General features: G+C 35.6%; 13 protein-coding genes and 1 pseudogene. 5 read left to right on the top strand and 9 right to left on the bottom strand.

What is annotated here, in order from left to right:
* Window positions 1-22: 22 nt before the first annotated feature.
* The gene (locus AC1MEO_RS02845; RefSeq protein ID WP_480334183.1) at window positions 23-2,581 is read left to right on the top strand and encodes a Spaf_1101 family AAA-like ATPase; all 2,559 of its coding nucleotides are present in this window, start codon (window positions 23-25) and stop codon (window positions 2,579-2,581) included.
* Between the two features lie 171 nt (window positions 2,582-2,752).
* Here the strand turns inward: AC1MEO_RS02845 and AC1MEO_RS02840 are convergent, their stop codons facing one another.
* The 3 genes from AC1MEO_RS02840 to AC1MEO_RS02830 are packed head-to-tail and all read right to left on the bottom strand — an operon-like array spanning window position 2,753 to window position 5,990.
* Window positions 2,753-3,520 (bottom strand): hypothetical protein, encoded by a 768-nt coding sequence (locus AC1MEO_RS02840; RefSeq protein ID WP_480334181.1) that lies wholly within the window; start codon window positions 3,518-3,520, stop codon window positions 2,753-2,755.
* A gap of 56 nt (window positions 3,521-3,576) precedes the next feature.
* Window positions 3,577-5,130: a competence protein CoiA family protein gene (locus AC1MEO_RS02835; protein ID WP_480334179.1), complete on the bottom strand. Its 1,554-nt coding sequence runs from the start codon at window positions 5,128-5,130 to the stop codon at window positions 3,577-3,579.
* A 44-nt stretch (window positions 5,131-5,174) separates the two neighbouring features.
* On the bottom strand, window positions 5,175-5,990 hold the full coding sequence (locus AC1MEO_RS02830; protein ID WP_480334177.1) for a competence protein CoiA family protein: 816 nt from the start codon (window positions 5,988-5,990) through the stop codon (window positions 5,175-5,177).
* Between the two features lie 118 nt (window positions 5,991-6,108).
* On the opposite strand from AC1MEO_RS02830, the gene AC1MEO_RS02825 reads away from it, so the two are divergent.
* On the top strand, window positions 6,109-6,492 hold the full coding sequence (locus AC1MEO_RS02825; protein WP_480334176.1) for a hypothetical protein: 384 nt from the start codon (window positions 6,109-6,111) through the stop codon (window positions 6,490-6,492).
* A gap of 733 nt (window positions 6,493-7,225) precedes the next feature.
* On the opposite strand, the gene AC1MEO_RS02820 is transcribed toward AC1MEO_RS02825, so the two are convergent.
* Together AC1MEO_RS02820 and AC1MEO_RS02815 are read right to left on the bottom strand one after the other, a co-directional pair.
* Window positions 7,226-8,278, bottom strand: a complete 1,053-nt coding sequence (locus AC1MEO_RS02820) for an endonuclease NucS domain-containing protein (protein ID WP_480334174.1) — start codon at window positions 8,276-8,278, stop codon at window positions 7,226-7,228.
* A 214-nt stretch (window positions 8,279-8,492) separates the two neighbouring features.
* Entirely contained in the window at window positions 8,493-8,678 is a 186-nt protein-coding gene (locus tag AC1MEO_RS02815; protein WP_480334173.1) for an antitoxin VbhA family protein, read from the bottom strand.
* A 281-nt stretch (window positions 8,679-8,959) separates the two neighbouring features.
* Here AC1MEO_RS02815 and AC1MEO_RS02810 point away from each other — a divergent pair, with 281 nt between their 5' ends.
* A complete protein-coding gene (locus AC1MEO_RS02810; RefSeq protein ID WP_480334172.1) occupies window positions 8,960-9,070 on the top strand; it encodes a putative holin-like toxin in 111 nt (36 codons plus the stop codon).
* A 1,032-nt stretch (window positions 9,071-10,102) separates the two neighbouring features.
* On the opposite strand, the gene AC1MEO_RS02805 is transcribed toward AC1MEO_RS02810, so the two are convergent.
* The 3 genes and pseudogenes from AC1MEO_RS02805 to AC1MEO_RS02795 form a co-directional block, all read right to left on the bottom strand.
* Window positions 10,103-11,845, bottom strand: coding sequence for a GmrSD restriction endonuclease domain-containing protein (locus AC1MEO_RS02805; protein ID WP_480334171.1), 1,743 nt, complete (start codon window positions 11,843-11,845; stop codon window positions 10,103-10,105).
* A 564-nt stretch (window positions 11,846-12,409) separates the two neighbouring features.
* The gene (locus AC1MEO_RS02800) at window positions 12,410-12,589 is read right to left on the bottom strand and encodes a hypothetical protein (RefSeq protein ID WP_480334170.1); all 180 of its coding nucleotides are present in this window, start codon (window positions 12,587-12,589) and stop codon (window positions 12,410-12,412) included.
* Window positions 12,590-12,783: 194 nt separating this feature from the next.
* A pseudogene (locus tag AC1MEO_RS02795) lies at window positions 12,784-13,653 on the bottom strand (BREX system Lon protease-like protein BrxL); the annotation flags it as partial.
* A 219-nt stretch (window positions 13,654-13,872) separates the two neighbouring features.
* Here AC1MEO_RS02795 and AC1MEO_RS02790 point away from each other — a divergent pair.
* Both AC1MEO_RS02790 and AC1MEO_RS02785 read left to right on the top strand, forming a co-directional pair.
* Window positions 13,873-14,895: a hypothetical protein gene (locus AC1MEO_RS02790; RefSeq protein ID WP_480334169.1), complete on the top strand. Its 1,023-nt coding sequence runs from the start codon at window positions 13,873-13,875 to the stop codon at window positions 14,893-14,895.
* A 12-nt stretch (window positions 14,896-14,907) separates the two neighbouring features.
* A complete protein-coding gene (locus AC1MEO_RS02785) occupies window positions 14,908-15,093 on the top strand; it encodes a hypothetical protein (RefSeq protein WP_480334168.1) in 186 nt (61 codons plus the stop codon).
* 88 nt (window positions 15,094-15,181) lie between these two features.
* On the opposite strand, the gene AC1MEO_RS02780 is transcribed toward AC1MEO_RS02785, so the two are convergent.
* A complete protein-coding gene (locus AC1MEO_RS02780; protein WP_480334167.1) occupies window positions 15,182-17,932 on the bottom strand; it encodes a DEAD/DEAH box helicase in 2,751 nt (916 codons plus the stop codon).
* Between the last annotated feature and the right edge of the window lie 45 nt (window positions 17,933-17,977).

The following is a 17,977-nucleotide window of genomic DNA, read 5'->3' as shown; positions in this document are numbered from 1 at the left end:
AAAATAAATAGGGGTGAGAAATTTGGCAAGATTAGAAACTGCTTCACTCAATGCCATTAGTGTCTATCAAGAACTTGAAGAAATGAGAAAAAAATATGGGAAACTAAAAAAAGCTGAGATTCACTTTCATACACCTGCTTCTCACGATTACGAGCTTATCAAAAACAAGAAGTATAATGAATTAACTGAAGAAGAAATTATAAAGCACTCAGTAGTCATTGGATATCATTCAACAGAGCAAGGTGATTTATTATTAAGAATGTTATCAGACGGAAAATTTACTGATGAAAATTATCGAAATTCAATTTCCGATAAAATGCTTCCTTTCCACAGTTTTAAAGAATACCTTTCTTATATGCTAATTGCTTATACGCTTTATCAGAACGACATTGAAATTGCCGTTGTAACCGACCACAATACGATAGAGGGTTTTGAAAAGCTGAAATATGCCTTAGAGGCTTACTTTATTAAGAATATTAAAAGTAATGCTTTATCAACTCAAAAGTGCATCTATCTTTATTTAGGCGTAGAAATTTCATGTTCGGATCACACACATGTTGTTGGAATTTTTAATGACGATAACCTTCTAGAGGTCCAAAACCTCTTAACTTTGATAATCCATAACGAGGAGCTAGGAACTATTGAAACCAGTCTTAGTGTTCTGGAGAAAATACACAAAACTAAAGGTATTGGATACATCGCACACGTTAACTCATATAAGGGGATTGGAACTGGCCTCTATAAAAGAGCTCTATTTGAATACGCTAATATAAATGTTCTAGGGTTAACTAATTTGGAATCCACTTCTTGGAAAAAACACATTAACTCTGCTAGGGACTTGGAACAGTTTTGTTATTTCCATGAAAGTGATGCACATTGTTTAGAAGACCTGGGAATCAAAAATACATGGATCAAAATGAATGAAGTGAACTTTAACTCTTTAAACAAAGCCATACATAATCATAATTTTTGTATTTATACTGTTGCTCCTCAAACCACTAATAAGTTCATTAAAGGTATTGTATTGCAGCCTAGTGAAAAAAGTTTTTTAAAGGGAAATGGCCAAAATCCGAATTTCATCTTGGATCTTTCCAAAGATTTAAATTGCATAATCGGTGGCAGAGGCACCGGAAAAAGTACCGTCCTTAACATACTTGACACAGCCTTCACTCTCGAATCCAAAGATTTGAGTGTTTTAAAACTCATCTCACAATATGAATTCATATTTATCGTTTTTAGATTAGAGAATAAAGATTATATATTGAGATGCCTTCCTCAGGTTGACTTAGACTTAGATCCTTCCCACCCAGATTTCTTTCTATCAAAAGCCTTTGTAGCTGCAGGCACTCCTCAATTACAGGTATTTAAGCTCTCCGATAATTGGGTAAATCTTTTCGAGGTAGTAAATAGTGAAAAGACAGTCGAGATAAAAGACATTGGCCAACGTAATGTAATTCTGAACAAAATTTATAAAAAGCATTATTCAATCAACTCGATCGTTAATAATATCCAAAGCAAGCAAAGCGGAGTATTTGTAAAAAATATTATCTTTTCCAATATGACTGATGATAATTTCTATAACGAACTACAACATTTAAAAAACATTTCACGTTCAGGTTTCAATGTAGCTCTAAAAAAATCGCTAACTGCTTTTGAAAAAACTATTCAGGTTTATAATGATGAAATCCAAAAAAATCTAGATAAGTATAACTCCTTACACAATAACCTTATCAATATCATAAAATCTCCTAATGCAACTGTTACTTTCGACTATGTAGACGAACTAATAAGTGGAATTTCAAAAAAGAAGAAAATTGCTAATACGATGTTCACTTGGGAAGATTTTGCCGATTATGCACACTATTTCGCAAGAAATATCGGAATAATAAAATTTCTGCGCTTATTATTTAATAGGAATTTTGAAGAGCTCGAAAATATGCAACCTATCGGCAAGTTTGTATCTAATAATATATCGGTTCATGATATTGAAGAAGATATTAAAAGTTTCAACGATATTCCTGTTAAAGATGTCTTCAACGAAGTCCTTAATACTTTAAGAGATAATAGAGCTAATGTCATCTCTTGCTTGAAAAATTATTTGGATCTGATAGATGACTATGCGTTATTATTTAATGTTAATTCAAAAGAGACAACTGAAAACCTTCCGACTTTCTTTAAAAATATCGAGGAATTATCTTTGGGCCAACAAGTGGTGGCAATTTTAACTTTTATTATGTCTTATGGAAAATTCATAGGCGATAATTCACCTTTTATTATCGATCAGCCAGAAGACAATCTTGATAATCAATATATCTACAAAAACTTGGTCAGAAGTCTACAGGAACTGAAAAATTCTCGGCAAGTTGTTATTGTTACTCATAACTCTACTATTGTGACCAACGCCGATGCTGAACAAGTAATAGTTCTCGATTCTCAAAATAACAGAGGTTATATCAAGAAAACTGGCTACCTTAGTGACATGCAGATTATGAGACTAATTCTGGTCCATTTAGAAGGTGGAGAAGAAGCTTTCAGAAGAAAGGGGTTAAGTTATAGATCAATTATAAATACCCTATCCTAAATCTAGATAGACGGGCATATTAATTAAATTTATATTTGAATTAACAGAACCTACCACGCCTCTTAAAAATGCGGACCACGGTAGGTCTTTTTATAAAAAGGATTTATTCAAGGCTATTTCTTAAGTTTCAAAAACAACCTTTTAATATGCTATGCGTAAGACAATTTCAACTCAAGAATTCACTTTAACACCAGGATGCCCTTCTGCTTGGCACTTATAACAAGCGTGCATAGCAAGAGGGATTAAAGTATCCTTGCAAACTTCACAAACTTTCTTGCCTCTTTTGTCCCAGAGAAAAGCACAGCGTTTGCAAAAAGTTTTCGTATCTTCCAACGACATATAGCGTTTGTGCTCTTCGATTCCTTTTAGAATCGCTCTTTTTTTAATTTCTGGTCCATATGTTTCCCAGATATGTTCCCGTATTCGCTTACTTCTCATGCCTGCTTTCACATGATCAAAGGTGGGTGCGACTCCAAGTAGTGGATGATAAGAAACCATTGTGGGCTCTTCAAATTCATGATGGCACCGATTACAATGAAAAGTTGGTGTCATTGTTTTCCGTTCTCTAAAACTACGCATTTCACAAGCCGAGCAAGCTGGTTTGACTTCTGTAAACTGGTTTAGGTATTGATTAATCTCTTCATCCTCAATGGTTATCTGAAAACCTTTTACTTGTGCCTCTTCAAAGCAAGCTATGTAATACTCCCGAGTACGCTCTTTGTAAGTAGACGGATGCCATGTGTGCTGCAAGACCATAGGAAGTTTGGCACTGTTGCATTGCTCGCAAGCATCTTTAATGATTTCACTTCTCTTCTTCTTCCAATAGGCTGTTTGCCACGGTTTTGTAGAAGTGCTGTAAATTTTTTCTCCAGCCTCCTCATACGTGATTTCATCACTTAATAAAGCTGCCTCTATTCTTTCAAGTTCTTCTATATTCATTCTAATTTCCACCTTTCCAATTTTTTTGGTATGAGGACAGAGCTATCCTCCTCTCTTTATTCAACAATTCCCACTGTATTTTCAAGTTTCAATTCTTTTTTCACCGATTTGTTAAATGCCGTTAAAAATCCTATTATCGGTGTCTTCAGGATTTTTTCATTGTTTTTTGTGAAATCAATTTCCGATTTTTTCAGATGCTCCAGCATCATCTGCGTTGATAAGTTCCAGTTCTCCTCATAATAATTTTCTTCCAACCAATCCAAAATGAGTTTCCGCCATTTTCTATTGGGAGATTGAATATACATCTCCCCTTCTATCCGTACAGTCAAAAGCCGTTCTTTAAACTCTTCGTACTTTTTTTCAGAAACCCGGATTATAGAAGTTAATTTCTGAGGCCGCTTTTTTCTCATCTCTTTAAACTGTTCGTCCCAATAATTATGTAATTCTTGCTCTCCATAACTGATCGCAGAAAATGAATTCCAATTTAATTGATAGCTGGCTTGATCGTTTTCCTTAAGTAGATCGGGAGTCTGTGGTTTTGGAGCTTTCGCTTCTTCCAAGCGTTTTTGTTGTTCATTTATTTCCTGTAACTCTCTTTCTTTTGCTAACAGCTGTTTTCTTTTCACTTCTTCTTCTTCAATTCTTTTTAACCTTTCTTTCTCCTCTTCTTGAGATCCCACAAATTCTTCCTTCAGCTCTTTCCTCAACCTACTTTCATTTTCGGGATCGCTCAGCTGAAATGATTCCCATTCAATTTGCAGGGCCTGACTAAATGGAACAGTAGAAGTCTCTCCTATTAAAAACCCACGATATGGACCAGTATCCGCGTCATCAATATATCGGTAAACCCGTATCGCATTCTTTTCATCTATTTTGGAAATGTAGTAAATACTTTTTACTAGCAGTTCTTTGCCGACATCTACCATTGGATACCTTAGCAGTTTAAACAAATCGTATCTATCTGTGTATTGGCTAATAGATTCTTTCCAATGAAAATCCTCTTTGCTTTCTCTCGAACTTAAGTATTCAATTTCCCACATGACAAGGCTTCTTTTATTTTTTTCAGTTGCAAAATTCGCTTTATCAAACAGCCATAAAGGTTCTAATCCATTCTCCTGAAAATAGCGGTGACGTTCCCTAAAGTTTCTTGCGTATGTATTATTTTCGTCCTCGGTCAATTCAGTCAAGATGGTGATTGCCCACTCACGGCTGCCGATACAAACATAAAGGTCTGGAAAGTGTTTCTTGAACTTTTCTACTCGATACCCTTCTACAATTTCGATATTTTCTTTTCCGATGGCAGCCGTTTTTAGTTCATCTTTAACTATACTGACTAAAATCGAATGCTTCGTTGATTCGCGTTTGATTTGTTTTTTGTATTGGTTATAGGACTTTTCCACTTGTCTGGAGGCATCACAAGATTTGTTATGCAGATGGGAAAAGTGACATTCACGTATATTCCCCCCACGGACATGTAGTGTTTCTTGGCAGTATGGGCATTCGTAGGTATCTTTCTCTGCCACTTTTTTTAATTCTTCGATTGTCTGGTTCTTAAGAAGCTGAATGATAAATTCCTCCGTCTTATCCAACCTATGAATGGCATAATTCATGAACTTTCCCCTTTTCTAATAATTCCACTAGCTCTTTATCTTCTTTATAAATCTGCGAGTTCTTTTATTCCGGAAGAACCGCTGCAATGAATGTTTTCTATTCCAGTTTCTCCATCTTCTATATGTAAACAGTATTCACAAGACAGACAATCATCGATAACGTTCGCATAGGATTTCCCTCGGTATATTCTTGATCGAATGGGACACCCATCAACATGCAAAGCCCAATTGCGATCAATTGTTTTTCTCACTTCAGCAAAAGTCAGCGCTCTCGCCTTATAAAAATCCGCTTTTTCATTATGCAGCCATTTTTTATAGCCTGTTTCTTCAATAAGAATAAGTTCCAGTTCTGCAACGGAAATTTCTCTTTTGACAGAACTTAAATCGATTTCAAGACTGGAAATGCCTAGGCTTTTAATTTTAGCTATTTTTTCTTCATCTGTTTTATGAGTAACGGTCACTTCTATCATCAGGGGTCTTCCCTTTATCCAAACAATGACATCAGGAACGATAGCATCCATTTTATATTCCAGTTTGACATTATCGAACTGAATAAGTCGTTTCTCTGAAACGAGCCAGTTCGATCTGTGACTATTGAATTCGACCTCTACTTTAGGCAATAAAGTTTCCCTACGTCTTTCAAGGATTTCTTTAGCCGATAAATGCAAAGCTGTTTCAATGCCTTTAGCACACTCTGCCAAACTAGCGTGAGCAAAATGATGAACTGTCTTTTCTCCTTTTCTTGCGATTAAAGGTTGCTTACAAGCCGGGCAAATACATCGACAGTTCAACCCTTTATCTACCATTGATATATGCACGAGTTCCCCGTCTCGAAGACCATAAGGTAATTTAAATTTCATAGTTCCCTCCCATTAATTCCACAATATGTAAGTTACTTTAATTATAGTTATGCGCGATAATAAAGTAAATATAATTTTAAAACTATTTAAAATATTACTATTTGGAGGTTGAACAGAAATGAGCATAATAAAAGATTATGTAGAAGAACGAGTACAAGAATTGAATCACGCAATATTACCAAAGCCTGTTAAATTCTCAGTATCAATTGAAAATGAGACGAATTTCCGGCTTCACTATATTGCTAAATTGTTAGAAACAAATCGATCTAATTTGGCTGATGACTTTATTCAACTAGCAATATGTGAGGCTGAAAAATCTCTATGTTTGAATCCATTTAATTTTGAAAGTGAGTATGGAAAGGTATATCTCGAAAAATGTGGCGGAGCATTTCATCAGAACAATCCAGGTTACTATCGCATAGGTGCGAACGGGGAAAAATTAAAGTTAATTGATCCCGATGGTACAGAAGAAATTGATTATGCCTCACAACCTAAGGAGTAATTGCACTTTGCTGTTCTCTTATTGAAAATAAGTTTGTGCCCTCAATAAAAAACAGGAAAGGGCTGCTGAAAATGCAGTAACCCTCTCCTGTTTTTAGTTCTTAATTCAATTCGATCCATACCTATAAGTATTTATACACGGTTGTCTCAAACATTGTCAGGTAGTGCTGAATTAACGTTTCAAGAGATTGATGACCCGTCTGCTGCGCAAAAGTAGGTAAATCTGCGCCTGCTGCATGCATGGCAACTACCTGGCTTTTCCTGAAATTGTATCCAGTAAGTCCTGTCCATCGCTGTAAATATTTTCAATAACCTATTTTACTGATTGCTGTGCTTTCATAGCGCCCATTCTTATAGACTCTCTCTACGAAGTAATCCTCTTTTTTTAGGCAGTATTCGCATATATAAAGGTCGATTGCATTAATGGCGTCTTGTGTGAATGATGAAAAGTTAGTGGATTTCTAAAATCCTTATAAATTAATAAACCCCTGACTGGAGAAAATTAATGATTTCTCCTGTCAGGGGTTTTTTGCTATTCAAGCGCTCCGTTTCCGGAAAGCTCTTCTTTCTGCATATAGTACGCATTTCACGCAGACAAGGATCGACTTGTTTTGATCGTCAAAATATTTTCGCGGTTGGATGGCTTTCTTTTTGCATAGGGCACATTTCTTGTTGAAAAACGAGAACATTTCATAGACTCCTTCTTTGATCTCTCCTATTACCCAATCCCTGCTCTATAAAGAATAATGGGGAGTCAGAAAATCGATAGTTGGCTGGTGGTTCAGTTTGCAGACGACATTTTGGTTTGCGAATATCCCCGGCATCGTCACCGCAGCTTCTTTTGGCACAGCTTTCAGCCACTTGACGCCGACTGTCCAGTCTGCCAGCTCGGCATCCTCTTTGTTTTGCTCGATATTCGGCTGCTTTAATGGCTGGTCCAGCAGCAACGAACCCCTTTCATCCCATTCAAAATCCTTTACCATCACGGCACTTGATGTCACTTCCCCGAAACCGACATAGCCGTGGCCTTTTAAGTACGCAAGGATGCGGTCTCCAGGCTTCAACTTCTTCATGGAATTGCTGTATCGTTTCCCCTGGCCGGCACTCATAAAGCCATATTTTCTGCAGTCTTCCCAGCTTCGATGTTCTCCATCTCCGACATTGACAAAGTACAAGCCAGACCATGGAACGGTTTTCTCCGACTGGGTTCTGACAGCGACTTCCTGGGGATCCATCAACCAGGTGCGACCAAGGAATTCCTGTTCGCCTTCTTTAAAGAACTTAAAGAAGATGCAGTTGATGTTCAAGTTGTGTTCGGAAGACAAATAGCGGACGATCCTCTCTGAAGACGAATCCAACTCAGATGCCATGATGACAATGCTGTGCTCTTTGTTGAGCTCTTCTGGCAAGGACGATAAAAACCGTTCAGCAAATACTTCAGCCAGGCTCTTGTCCAAATAGTTTAAAACGATCGATTCGATTTCTTTATAGCTCAGGTCTTTCACCCACGACGCATAATCCAATGCCTGCGCCACGACATCCCTCGGCGTTTTGTCTTTTTTCAGTTCTAAAATTACCAGGTTGCCATCTGAGTCCATCGCCAAGAGATCAATTCTGCCGCCATAAGGAGTAGCCACTTGCCGGCCGATAAGCAATAAATCCAAATCGAGGATACCGATGTCCTGCTCAATCCATTTTTCTAACCGGTCTTCCTTGTCGAGTTTTGATCTGGACACTTCTTTCAAGCCGTACGCTTCCACTTTCCACAAGTTCATATTTATCGTCATTAAATAAACACGCCTCTCAATTTGAAGATTTTTGGTTTTCTGATCTATAATAGTCGAATATTGTAAATGCTCACTAATCTATTATACCTACTATTCAGTGAAGATATCCTTCTTCTTTTCTTTCATCGCTCTTTAGGGATAAAAGAAAACAGCCATCTTTGAAATCACAAGATTTCAGAAATGGCTGCATAAAGATGGTTATTTAGCTACTTTGTCATTTGGTATATTTTTCAATGATTGCTTGTTTTACTTGGCAGGCAGTTATCTCACCAGTTTCATACTGTTCCAGCAAATTCTGCGTATACATCGTTGGCTTTCCGCCATCAATAGCAGCCAAGCCAACAGCAAATCCCACTCTTTTTTTACGCTCTTCATGCGGGTTTGAATTTACTGGTTTCATAAAAACCCCACTTTTGTTTAGTTCGCTACTATTTACATGACTTTTAACTTCCCTTGAACAATCAAATTTATTAAATAGCGTGGTTCTCACAGGCCACAAATAACTTGAAAATACGGCTAAGGCGTTAAAGCTTCAATCATGCAACAATACTGAGGACTGATATCCTCTCCCATAGGCCATGAGGTATATAGTGATTCTTCTAATCGAATGGTAAACTAAGAATGCAGTTACATAAAGTGGACGAGCGGTTGGCACTCCCTTGAGAAAGGGGGTGTTTAGATATGGTGACTTACGATGCTATGAATATGCTATTTCAATTTGGTATATTCCTCACTGCGGCCTTAACAGCTGTAGTGGCAATCATCGCAATTACCATCAACAAAAAAAAGTAACCGCTCTGTCCCTGCCAGGATTGTGGGCGATTACTCTTTAAGATAAACATTCTCATAATTTGGCCGGCCGCTCTTTTGCGGCATGTACTGCATTGACCGGGTGTAACAGCACTCGGTCTTTTTAATATCCATAGTATAGCATACTATTTTTTGGGGAGAAAGCAGAATGCAAGGCAGTTTCTTGTTTCCTATTCCTAATAAAGTAATGGCAATCCGTTCTCTCGTTTAAAATCTTTAAGAAGTTATGTCTCTTACCTACCTTCTTATTTTAAATGGCTGGAATCTAAATAATTGCTTATCCTTGTCAATGTCCATCTTGACTCCTGCCGTATAATAAATCATAATTAAATTATAAAATAAGGGACATGAAGACGAATTCCATCACCATGTGGAAACCGTGTTCATGTCCTATTTTTTATGCTAAACCTCTGTGGATAAGCAAATCGTAAGCTGTAGCCAATCTTCGAATTGGTGTCATTACACTTCCATTAGCATCCCTTAAATTATTTCTTACAATATCTTCTAAGTATAATTAGGCGAGGTCTTCGAGAATTATGTGTAAATAAGTAAAACCTTTTCTTGTATGTATTTTGATTAAGCCTGTTTGAACATTTCTGTCAATGACATGACTAAAAGTCCAAAAATTGACGGTGATTACTGTCCAGATTCTGCTGGAAATCTTGTCCTTCGCACAAAAAAGGAGACTGGGCTAGAGTATTCCTTCAATCACTTTCTTCACAATGCGGTCATTGAAGATTCGATGGCCGTTTTGTGCGGAGTAAAGCAGACAGAGGGTCGCCAACTTGTTGATAAGCTGGGCGGCTCCGCTTGTCTATTGCTGGATTTCGTCGATTTCGACTTCCGAGAAAATGTAATACCTTACGCCAGCGTATTGAAGGTGGCTGGCCATGTACGCCGCTGACTCGGATCGATCCATATGAAAAAACACCCTCAAAGTTTAATTCTTATAAGCGTTCAACAGGCTCTTTTGACTGTGATATTTTACTTTCTTATAACTCTGCAGCATCTTTATTACTGACTAACTTTTGATTTTAAAACTTGGAGAAGCAGCTCTCTTCTTTGCTCAATGAATTCTTTGAAATTAACAATGCTTAGGTCTACACGAGGTATAAAATGCTTATTGAAATAATCATTTTTAGATTGGTCATCTTTGTAGATTTTATTGACCCATTCCTCAAAATCCTGATCTGATTTTTCTATATTAGGTATTCCTTCGAGCAGTTGAAGATTAACAATCGAGTCGATATTCTCAAGAGCAAAATTGACTTCGTCTTCGGTCATACCGCTTTTCACTAAATTCTTTTTCTTCATCAAGTTCTTTGCAAATATATGATCCACGTGGAATATATTTCTGAAATCTAGGCTCGGATACAAAAGTGCTAGCGTTGAGAAAGTTTGCTTTTGGCCATATTTGTATGTAAGTAAATTATAAAGTTCATCTTCATTGAAAGTGAACGATTTAGTGCCACCTTTAAATTTTTCAATGATAAGTTTCAGGGGAAACTCGTTATGATTCTCCATTAGGATTTTTCTAATCGGCACAATGACATTATCCGGTTGTCCACTAAAGGCTTGTTTTAACATCCCTAGCACAAGCCATTTTTTAACGAGTTGCCGATCATCTTTGTACTGCTGGGATTGCAAATACTGATGTGGCGATCCTTTCTTCATCAAATAGTATGCGATGGGAATTATGGCATTATTGGAAGTCAAAGTTTCTTGATTATAGCCAAAACTAGATACTAAATTGACTGCCAGTCTTATTGCCTCTTTAACATCATCCCAATTTTCTTCAATTTTCCTCATAGCTTTTTTATTGAAATTATGGACTTTAAAAGCAATGTCTCTAAAATCGCCAAGAACCAAACAAGACTTAAGAACGAAATCTTTATTGAAATTGAATCCGTTGCCGATTTGATTTATCTCATCTACAAAAGAATTAATTTCTTGTCGAGCATCTTTGTCTTTCCACTGAGCAGTCGCTATCGAAAGCAGCAAATCAGAATAACTTAGCTTCGTCCCACCGCTATTAACACGGATAAAAATATTCAGTACCTTTTCCAAATTCTGTTCTTCTTCTAAAAAGAAATTGATATTAGGCTTTTCATTGATCGACTGATAAAGTTTATGCAATGTTTGATTCGCAAACAGTGCCTTTTCTTTTTCAATCGAACTCAAATCATGTTCAATCAAATACTGAGCAATTTCATATGTATCGTTAAAAGTTAGGATGTCTGAAACTTTAAACCAATACGCATCTTCATATTCATTAATTGCGTCTTCCGCCGTTAAAAATCGGAAATCGTATTTAATATCATACTCCTCAGAAGGGCCCAACAAATCAACATATAAATGCTGCGTAGGATATGCCAGCGGATTTTCGCGTCTCATTCTAGGTAATTTATATGTATAGGACCCTTTAAGCGCTATATACAAGGAAGTTAACCTTTGTTGTCCATCTAATATAGCGGTTACATCATCCCGTCCACTGACGCTCGCAATGGGGTTATGACGATTGTTTTTTTCATGATAATTGCGAATGAACTCGTAAAACTGAAACTCTTTACTTTTATCTTTTTCAACGTTCCAAAAAAGGAATGATCCTACAGGATAGCCTTGCATCAATGAATCAAAAAGTCTCTCAACTTGAGCGGTGTCCCAAACAAACTCCCTTTGAATCGCTGGTAGAAGATATTTGTTTTTATGTATATTGTCTACTGCCTTTTTAATTGTAATGGGTGTCTGAAATGACATGGAAAGTCCTACCTTCTCTTATGTTTTTAAAGTAAATAAGCTGAAATTCTTTATTATGTATTTTATTAAATGGTAACATATCCCTAAGTCTTAATGACGAAAAGTTTAAAATTATCAATTCATTATTTTTCCATATTTCTTAGGAAAGGACTTATGCCTATGTATATAATTTTAGGTTCTACTTCAGAAAAAAATGCAATGATTTACGACGAGGAAGAATCCATGCTTGAATGCGATGTAGTAAAGCCTGGTGATACCCTCAGAGTAAAAGATCGTTCTGAGAAACTTGATAAATGGATGTGTTGGGGGTTAAATTCCTTACTCAACTAAGGGATGTATTTCATCACAATAAAAATATTATGTAAACTTATGAACAATAAAGCCGTTCGCTACAGCTTTGGTTGACTGTAACGAACGGCTTAAATTTCAAACTATTATAATTCATTATTTCAGAAACAGGTACCCTAGATTTATTCTTAAAGTTCTGCAATTTATTGTAATGCTCTTGAGTGAGTCGAGCCATTAGCTATTTTTGTTCAGTTACTTTGAATAACTTCGTAAAGATCATAAGATTCGTTTTCGAGAAGCAAGAAGTTTTGTTGCATAAGCAACTCGTTCTTTTTCATTTAAATTTATATCACTAAAAACATTTGTCTCGTTAACCTTCGTAACAGGAGTAGAAATAAGTTTTTGCGCTGCAGACTCATCTAAGTTAAATTTTTCATATAAAGTACTTGTAGCCATATTTCTTTCTCCCCTCCCATTCATGTTCCACTTACAAATTGAAACACCTTGCTGATATACTCATTGGTATTATAGTTTGCGGGAAAGAAAATAACAATTAAATGATTTCCCCTATAAATCATTAACTCAAATAACTACTACAAATCTCCACTAAAACGTAGCATCTGAATCTTTCAAGGCCTTTGATATAAAAATCAATTAACCCCCAAAGCCTTATAAACCGCATCAACAGGATCTGAATAAAACACTGGCTGTACTTTCACCAGCAAGTCCGGTGGTACCGTCTGCAAGTCCATAACCGATGCAGCTGGGATCAAGACTTTCTTGGCTCCCGCATCTACACAGACCTGCAATACATTGGCGAATTCTTCTACTTTCGCAATTGTTCCGCCAACGGTCATATTCCCAATGACGATGGTGCTTTCCTGGACCGGTTTATCGAGTGCACCGGAACAAAGGCCGATCAATTCCGCGATTGCCAGTTCATCAGTTAGGCCGATTCCTTGAAGATCGCTGATATGCATCAGATAATCCTTCGTTTTGATGGCGATGGTATTACTGATGCTTTTGCTGTTGGCTGTAAAGAAACGGAAGGCGGTATCTAAGCTTTCCCTCGCATCTCGTGAAGAACTTACACCAGACTTATCAAACTTTCCTGTTCCGCTCACCACTTCATTTTCGAGTTTATAAACACCAATCATCCCTGAATGCCCATGTCCAGCCACGTACACATGGCCCGGCTTGCCCATGCCTTCAGGAATCAGTTTGCCGCCGCCCTGTTCAGGCACCGAAGTATATTCTTCCTCCAATGATTCCTTATCGATATAAGAGAACATGACATCGTAAAACTCCATGCCACCGATTTTTTTAAGCTGCTCTTTGACGCGGCGGCGTCCTTCCAAAGCATATTTCAAGATTTCTTCGATATCTTCTTTTGGATAGATCCCATTCGGATAAATCAACTTGACCATACCGGATACTGTTTTACGGACCGCAATGGTGTCCCGCTGGTTCAGGATATTCCCTAATTTGAAATACCGATCTACCAAATCAGCGAATGAGCGTACGAAACAGATGATGTTCGTAGGAGCTGGATTTCAAGTGTTGCGAAACCAGATTCTTTATCAATGGCTAAGACTATCTTAAAATAAATTTTATATTTTATGTAAGACCGCTATGTTTTCCCAAAACGAACGTCAGAATTCTTTTGAGTTGCATTATACAGAAGCACTTAAATTGGTTATATTATAGTAAATACAATTAAATTGAGGAGTTTATGCTAAATGATAAAAATTCACAATTTTTTATACACCTTCTTTAAAAGGCTTAAAAGTTTTTTCTTTATAGCTATATTCCCTACTTTTGGCATATTGGTATATACAAAAGAATACAATACCCTGGATTCTAAGTTGAAAGCCTTTTTCGATCACCAGTTCAGTGTGAATTTTTCTGTTTCTATGTTACTTTTAATTTTGTTAAGTTTTTCAATTTCTTGGTTACTTCAAATATATTTCAACAGCGTATTAAATATGGTTAATACTGAGAAGCAAAAGAGCGGTGGAGATCAATTGGAACTTCGAATTTCTCCTAATAGAATACAATCTGAAGAGCACTTAAAAACTGCTATTACAAAGTTTGTAAATTTATACAGTCCTGTTATTAGTGTTCAACTCTACGAATATAGAGAAAGCGTTGGTGATAAAGAAATAACTTATGATGTAGATCCAACTTTACTAATGTATGTTAAAGATAGTTATTCAATAAATTTAATTAGAGAAAGGTATAAAGTACTTAGGTTGGATCTTGATAAGTTTATAAAAGCACGTGATGAATATTTAAGTGGCGAATTCGAAGCATTAGAAAGATATATTTCTGAAATGACAAGTTACTTTAGTAAATTCAACGGAAATATACCTTCAAAAACAAATGAGCGTGATATTATAAAGTTTGCTTTACTTATTCTGGCATATCAACAACTTATGGGATCTTATCCAACACTTATAAAAAATGTGGAAATAGAAGTTTTTAATTACTTCTTAAATTCTAAAAGAACAGGATTTTTAAGAGCTATAATTGAAGGCGATTTTTACAAATTTGTTCATGAAGGAGTTAACGACAAAAAAAATAGAAGTTATATTATTAAACCTTTTCACCTAGAAAATGTACCATATATGTTTATAATTACTGTTAACCATAGAACACTTGACAAACTTGAATTAAACAGTTATTTAGACAATACAGCAGAAAAATTTTATGATATACTTAATAAAGATTTAGGCGTAGTAAAAAGTGATTACATAATATAGGGAGGGAAAATTATGTATACATCAGTTAAAATAAAAAATATCGTTAAAGATGTTCGTAGTATTGAGGAAAAAATAGCAGATTTGAACAAGTTAGGCGTTGATGTTGAAGTAATCCGCCCCCCTAAGTCTAAGTTATCTGTTTCTAACAATGAAAATGTAATTTTAGGGAAAATACCACGAATGAATCAAGCTAGATAGCAAAAACGAGGGCTATTCATTTTAGCCCTCGTTTTTAATATAATTTTTCACTTGTATTTGCGTAAGCGTCCAATAGATGCTTACGTATTTACGTTATCTCAATCCAACCTATTAGTTTTGAATCATAATCTGTCACTTCCGTAATAATTCCTCGATAAACTAACTCTCTTTGAAGCATAGGTTCAATTATTTCATATAACATATGTTTACGATCTAAGGTTTTATTTTTTTCTTTTAAGGGATAAGTAAATAGTTCTTCAACCTCCTTCTCCCACTTAGGTAATCTATTGCCTTCTAAATCTATTGAAATAGGAATGACGTAAAGTTTTTTTTCTCTGTTATTACTCTGAACTTCTATACACCATATTGATACAATCCCGTTTTTTCCATCTTTTATTTCAATTGATATCCCTACTTTTTTCGGATCATAATTTTGGTAATCTTCAATATAACTTTTTACTAAAGGATGATCTAACCCTAATAATTCAATATGATTATCATATAATGATTTTTCTCGATTAGTTGTTAGTAAAATATGAGAAGAATCTTTAGTAATTTTAATTATATCATTTTCCACTTTTGAAAATTCATCGTTCTCTTGTAGTACTGCTCTTTCCAAAAACTTTTCAACTTGTTCTAACCCACTTTTAATATCAGCCATAGGTTTATAATCGTCTAAACTAAAACCATCTAATTCTTGAAATAGTTCAAAAACAACTTTTCTAGATTCAATAGCATTTCCCATAGCAATTGCCAATTCATATTTGGTTCTCTTTAATTCTGGATCATTTAAAGCATTTTTATAAAGCGAATCATAATTTAACTTTTCAGAAAGTTGACCAAGAATTTGTGAATTTAAATCTTCAGCTACATTTCCGTATTCATCAACTTTACTAAGTGTTTTTGCAATTTCTCTTAATTTTTCATTGAGTAACAAAAAGATTTTACCTTCAATAGTATCTGAAAGAATCAAGTTATATACTTGAGCTGTGTATCTCTGGCCATATCTATGAATACGTCCAATTCTTTGTTCAACATCCATTGGATTCCAAGGTAAATCAAAATTAAAAAGAACACGAGAAAATTGAAGATTAATACCTTCTTTTCCTGCAGCTGTGGAAATCAAAACTTTTGGGCCATCTAATCTTTTAAAACGTCGTTCTGCAGCTATTTTAGCTTTATGATCTCCCCCCTTCAAAACAGTGACACCTTGGCCTGGGTAATATCTTTCAATTTCGTTGGTTAGTAATTCAACTGTCCCTAAATATGTAGCGAAGATAACAATTTTTTCTCCAGGATTTCTTTCCCATAATACTCCAATAGCATGAAGTAATTTTTGAACCTTTGTTTCCTGATTTTCCGGAAATACTGACAATACCTGCTTTATTCTAAATCTTTCTTCAGGCAGAGCATATTTAATAGCTATCAAAGCTGTATCTTCAATTTCATTAAAATCAGATTCAGAAACGTTAAAATCGTCGCTGCTTAGCTGGTCCTCATAATTCATTTTTTTCAAAACTTTTCTTTTAAAATCATTTAATATCTGATCAACCTCTATATTGGCTGAAAGGTCATCGACTAAATTATATTCATTTCTAATAATTTCTCTTGCTTCAGCATATGAACGTTCTCTTGCTTCAATATCAAGATTACCATCATGTATTATTCCTTCTTGAATTGTAAGTGCTAACAATCTTCTATGAAGAGTTCTTTTAACAGCTGCAAAACTAGAGGCTGCAATTTTTTGGAAAATTGTCATTACAAAACCTAATGCTCTACTTTTACCTCCGTTACGATTTGCAAGCGCAAATCCCTCCGCCAAGTATCCAATTAATTCGTTATAGAACACTCTTTCTTCTTCTGACATCACAAAAGATTCAGTTTGAACAGATCTTCTTGCAAAAAGGGAAGTGCCATCAGCTCGACAAGCATCTGCTTTTGTTCTCCTATAAACGATTTCATTTAATCTATGTTTATTATCCATCATATCTTCCACATTCCGAAATAGAGCTGGATTCAACAATTGTGCTAACATTAAAAATCTGAAATTGTCTCCTTGATGAGGAGTTGCAGAAAGTAATACAAGATCTCTTGCTAAGCTTTGCATTACTTCAGCTAATTTATAATTTTCAGTTTTTTTAATCTTCCCTCCACTTCTATAAGCAGTTAAGTGGTGAGCTTCATCAAACACTACTAAATCCCAAATAGGTGAATCTTTTAATTTTTTTATTCTAGACTTTCTTTTTAAAGTATCGATACTTGCAATCAATCGATCATGCTTTATAAAAGCATTCGAACGTCTATCGGTTACATCCCCTTCACTTCCAAATACTTCGAAATTTAAATTAAACACCTCATTCAGTTCTCGATGCCAATTGTTTACCAATCCAGCTGGCACAATTATAAGCGCACGATTCAACTCTCCACGGCTAGCTAATTCTCTTAATATTAAGGCAGTTTCAATTGTTTTTCCTAATCCTACTTCATCTGCAATTAAAAATCTTCTAGGGAAAGCAGTCGAAATTCTATGTGTTAAAACTACTTGATGCGGCAATAGATCTATCTTTGCTGAAGTTAGTGCAGCTGCGCTTTCAATTAAGGGAAGTTTATGTGCTTGATAAATTAACCATGCATTCTTTAAACTTGATTCATCTGAATTAATATGGGTAACTATTGAATCAGAATTGCTTATTAGTAATGATAAGGCTTCTACAGGTACTTTTCTCTCTCCATTACTAAAGAAAATTTGTATAAAACCGTCAGTCGGTAAACTCACTACTATTCCTTTCCCATGTTCATTATGAGAAATGCGCTGACCAATTTGAAATATCACTTTCATCACCTGCCTATTTTTATCCAATACCAAGTACAGAAAATTTCATAT

The organism is Planococcus sp. BI3 (assembly GCF_056680115.1).
The sequence above is the reverse complement of the archived record's forward strand: the minus strand, read 5'-3'. Positions and strand labels throughout refer to the sequence as shown.